This is a genomic window from Pseudonocardia sp. (genome assembly GCF_050246655.1).
In the GTDB taxonomy this organism is placed as follows: Bacteria; Actinomycetota; Actinomycetes; order Mycobacteriales; family Pseudonocardiaceae; genus Pseudonocardia.
Genome location: NZ_JBFWVQ010000015.1, coordinates 61,160 through 64,977 on the forward strand (window position 1 = coordinate 61,160; position 3,818 = coordinate 64,977).

At 74.7% G+C, this 3,818-nt stretch carries 5 protein-coding genes; 2 read left to right on the forward strand and 3 right to left on the reverse strand.

Features of this window, described 5'->3' with window-relative positions:
• The coding region (locus AB7J25_RS08090; RefSeq protein ID WP_428506684.1) for a hypothetical protein at window positions 1-210 on the reverse strand (210 nt) is incomplete at its 3' end.
• A 137-nt stretch (window positions 211-347) separates the two neighbouring features.
• Here AB7J25_RS08090 and AB7J25_RS08095 point away from each other — a divergent pair.
• Window positions 348-842 carry a universal stress protein gene (locus AB7J25_RS08095; protein ID WP_428506686.1) on the forward strand — a complete coding sequence of 165 codons (495 nt, stop codon included), beginning with the start codon at window positions 348-350 and terminating at the stop codon, window positions 840-842.
• A gap of 84 nt (window positions 843-926) precedes the next feature.
• Here AB7J25_RS08095 and AB7J25_RS08100 read toward each other — a convergent pair whose 3' ends face one another.
• A complete protein-coding gene (locus tag AB7J25_RS08100; protein ID WP_428506688.1) occupies window positions 927-1,313 on the reverse strand; it encodes a pyridoxamine 5'-phosphate oxidase family protein in 387 nt (128 codons plus the stop codon).
• A 195-nt stretch (window positions 1,314-1,508) separates the two neighbouring features.
• Window positions 1,509-2,630 carry a CaiB/BaiF CoA transferase family protein gene (locus AB7J25_RS08105; protein WP_428506689.1) on the reverse strand — a complete coding sequence of 374 codons (1,122 nt, stop codon included), beginning with the start codon at window positions 2,628-2,630 and terminating at the stop codon, window positions 1,509-1,511.
• A 241-nt stretch (window positions 2,631-2,871) separates the two neighbouring features.
• On the opposite strand from AB7J25_RS08105, the gene AB7J25_RS08110 reads away from it, so the two are divergent.
• Window positions 2,872-3,818 (forward strand): aldehyde dehydrogenase family protein (locus tag AB7J25_RS08110; protein ID WP_428506691.1); only part of this gene is annotated, 947 nt, incomplete at its 3' end.

The following is a 3,818-nucleotide window of genomic DNA, read 5'->3' on the forward strand; positions in this document are numbered from 1 at the left end:
CTCGACCCAGCACGTCTCGTCGTACTCGACGCGGTAGGTGATCGCGGTCGGGTAGACCCGCTCGTGGCCGGCCCGGAACTCCGCGAGGTCCTGGGCCTGACCGTTGGTCGTCAGCACGAAGTCGGGGTCGTAGAAGGTGTCGACGAGCGAGACGTCCTTGGCCTCGACCATGCGGGCGAACATCTCCCGCAGGCGCTCCTCCAGCGACATCGCCTCCCCCTCGCGGACCCGGGCGGGCCGCAGGTCAGCCTGCCCGGCCGCTGGCCCCGGGGGAAGGGCAGCCTCGCCGGGTCCGCCGCGGGAGGGCCGCCGCCGGCCCTCGCGGGTGACGGGGCAGACTGCGGCCCATGAGCACCGGACCCGTGGTCATCGCCTTCGACGGCTCCGCCGCCGCGCAGCGCGCCCTTCGCGCGGCCGCGACCCTGATGGCCCCCCGGCCTGGCCTGGTCGTGGTCGTCTGGGAGGCGGGCCTCGCCTTCGACCTCGCCTCGATCCCCAGCGCGAGCCTCGAGATGGCCCCCGCGGCGGTGGACTACGCCCGGGCGGCCGACATCGACCGCACCCTCGCCGCGAACGCCGAGGAGATGGCCCGCCGCGGCGCGGCGATCGCCACCGAGCTGGGGATGGTCTCCGAGGCGCTCGCCGTCGCCGACGAGCTGACGGTCGGCGGGACCCTCGTGCGGGTCGTGAAGGAGGTGGACGCCGCTGCCGTCGTCGTCGGGCGGCACGAGCGCGGCGCCCTGCACGACTTCTTCATCGGCAGCACGACGAAGGAGCTGGTCAAGCACTCCCCGTGCCCGGTGCTCGTCGTCCGCGACGACGGGAGCGGCGAGGCGGGCTGATCGCGTGGCCCGCCTCGCGCGGACGGCGTCCGTCGGGTAGCTCCGTCCCCGGGCGCCAGGTCCGGGACCCGTCCCGGCGCGGCGTCACCCGTCGGATCGGCGCGCGAGCACCTCGACGCAGTCGCTCCCGCAGCCCTCGGCCGTGGGCGTCGGGGGCGCCGGCCGGTGCAGCACGGCGCGCGTCGGCACCACCCGCAGCCCCGCCGATCCCTCCGGGGTGCAGGTCGCGTCGACGATCAGCGAGTGGTCCGACCGGTCCGCGGGCGGCCAGACCAGCGTCACGTGGGGCCGCTCGGTGGCGTTCGCCCAGGTCTTGCGCCCGACCTCGTCGATCGTGAGGTGTTCCGGTCCCGCCACGGGGGACACCGCGACGACGTGCGGGTGGCACTGCGCGTCCGTGGTCAGGAGGTAGGCGTAGTCGAAGCGCTCGAGAACCCGGACGAGTTCGGTCAGGTCCACCGGGATGCTCATGCCTGCAGCCTAGGCTCTCCGGTGCAGGGTTCCCCCGCCACCGGCCAGGAGGTGGCGGCGAACCGGCCGGACCCGGCGTGCCGCCCCCCGCGATGGCGTCCAGCTCGACCATGCGGCCCGCGCCCCGCCGCCCGTCACGCGCGAACGGCCCGTACGGGAAGACGTGTCTCCCGTACGGGCCGTTCGCGGGCGGGATCAGCGCGACAGCGGCGGCGGCGCGGGGGGTGCGCTGCGGTAGGCCGGGGGCGTGGCCGACAGGCCGATCGGGTTGCGGGGCAGCCGGACGGTCGAGCCGTCCGGGCGCGGCACCTCCACGACGGGCGCGAGCCCGAGCGCCTCCGCGAGCCGGAAGGCCCCGGCGACGTCGTTGACGACCCCGGCGGGGACCCGCACCGAGGTCAGGGTCTTCGCCCACTCGTCGGCCGGTCGTGCGGCCAGCTGGGCGACGAGCTCCGCGCGCAACGCCTCCCGGTGCGTGACCCGGGCGGTGTTGGTGGCGAACCGCGGGTCCTCGGCGAGCGGGTCGGCGTCCAGCACGCCGCAGAGGGCCCGGAACTGACGGTCGTTCCCGACGGCGAGCACGAGGTCGCCCTCGGCGGTGGGCAGCAGCTCGTAGGGGGCGATGCTCGGGTGCCGGTTGCCCATCCGCCGCGGCGAGACCCCGGCGCTCGTGAACGCCGACGCCTGGTTCACCAGGGCCGCGAGCAGCGAGGACAGCAGGTTCACCTCGACGCGCTGACCCTGCCCGGTGGCGTCGCGGTGGCGCAGCGCGCCGAGGATGCCGACGGTCGCGAAGAGCCCCGTGAGCACGTCGACGAGCGCGACGCCGACCTTCTGTGGCTCGCCGCCGGGTTCCCCGGTGATGTGCATGAGGCCGCCGAGGGCCTGGACGAGGAGGTCGTAGCCCGGCAGGTCGGCACCGGCGCCGCGGCCGAAGCCGGTGATCGAGCAGTACACGAGCCGCGGGTTCGCGGCGCGCAGCCGCTCGTCGCCGAGCCCGAGCCGGTCCATGACGCCGGGCCGGAAGTTCTCGACGACGACGTCGGCGGCCTCCGCGAGCCGGCGTGCGGTGGCGAGGTCCGCGGCATCGGTGAGGTCGAGCGCCAGCGACTCCTTGTTCCGGTTGACGGACTGGAAGTAGGTGGCGGTGCCCCGGTCGTCGAAGGGGGGTCCCCAGCCGCGGGTGTCGTCGCCCGAGCCAGGGCGCTCGATCTTGGTGACGACGGCACCGAGATCGGCGAGCATCATGGTGGCGAAGGGGCCCGCGAGGACACGGGAGAAGTCGACGATCCGCAGGTCGCCGAGGGCGGATGACATGGCCGCATCCTCGCACATAATCGTTTCGAGAACGGTACGGCGGCGAGCGGGTACGACACGCCCGGCTGCATGACTTGACCCGTTCCGGCCGCCGCGACTAGAGTCCAGAATCGTTTATAGCCGTGCGCGCGGCCACCTGCGGAGGGCACTCGGGGGTCGTGTCCCGCGTGGGCACAAGCCGCCAGCTCGCCGCGACGATGTGGCGGGTCGGCGCCGGATCGGGATCCCCGAAGGAGTGACGATGCGCAACGCCGATCGTTTCTACATCAACGGCGAGTGGGTGTCACCGCGCTCGACCGCCGGGGCGACCCTGGACGTGCTCGACCCGAGCACCGAGAAGCCGGTCGCGACCGTCGCCCTCGGCGGCGCCGCGGACGTCGACGCCGCGGTGGCGGCCGCCCGCGCCGCCTTCGAGACGTTCTCCACCACGCCGGTCGCGGACCGCATCGCCCTGCTCGAGCGGGTCATGCAGGAGTACCAGGCGCGCGCGGAGGAGCTGGCCACCACGCTCATGGCCGAGATGGGCGCCCCGGCTGCACTCGCCCACGGCGCGCAGGTCGGCGCGGGCCTCGGGCAGTTCGCCTCGGCCCTCGACGCCCTGAAGAACTTCGAGTTCGAGGAGCGGCGCGGCGCCACCCGCATCCGCTACGAGCCCATCGGCGTCTGCGCGCTGATCACGCCGTGGAACTGGCCGCCGCTGCTGATCGCGGCGAAGGTCGCACCCGCGCTCGCCACCGGTTGCACGATGGTGCTCAAGCCCTCCGAGCTGGCCCCGCTCAACGCCGTCGTCATCGCCGAGGCCCTCGACGCGGCCGGCGTCCCGGCCGGGGTGTTCAACCTCGTCCACGGCGACGGGCCGACCGTCGGCACGGCGCTGACCTCCCACCCCGACGTCGACATGGTGTCGTTCACCGGCTCCACCCGCGCGGGCGTGGCGGTGGCCGAGAGCGCCGCCCCCACGGTGAAGCGGGTGGCCCAGGAGCTGGGCGGCAAGTCGGCGAACGTCCTGCTCGACGACGCGGACCTGGCCGTCACCATCCCGCGCGACATGGGCGACGTCTGCGCCAACTCCGGCCAGTCCTGCAACGCGGGCACGCGCTGGCTGGTGCCGAGGGCCCGGCTGGCGGAGGCCGAGGAGATCGCGGCCGGCGCCGCGGCCGCCGTCACGGTCGGCCCGCCCGACGCCGG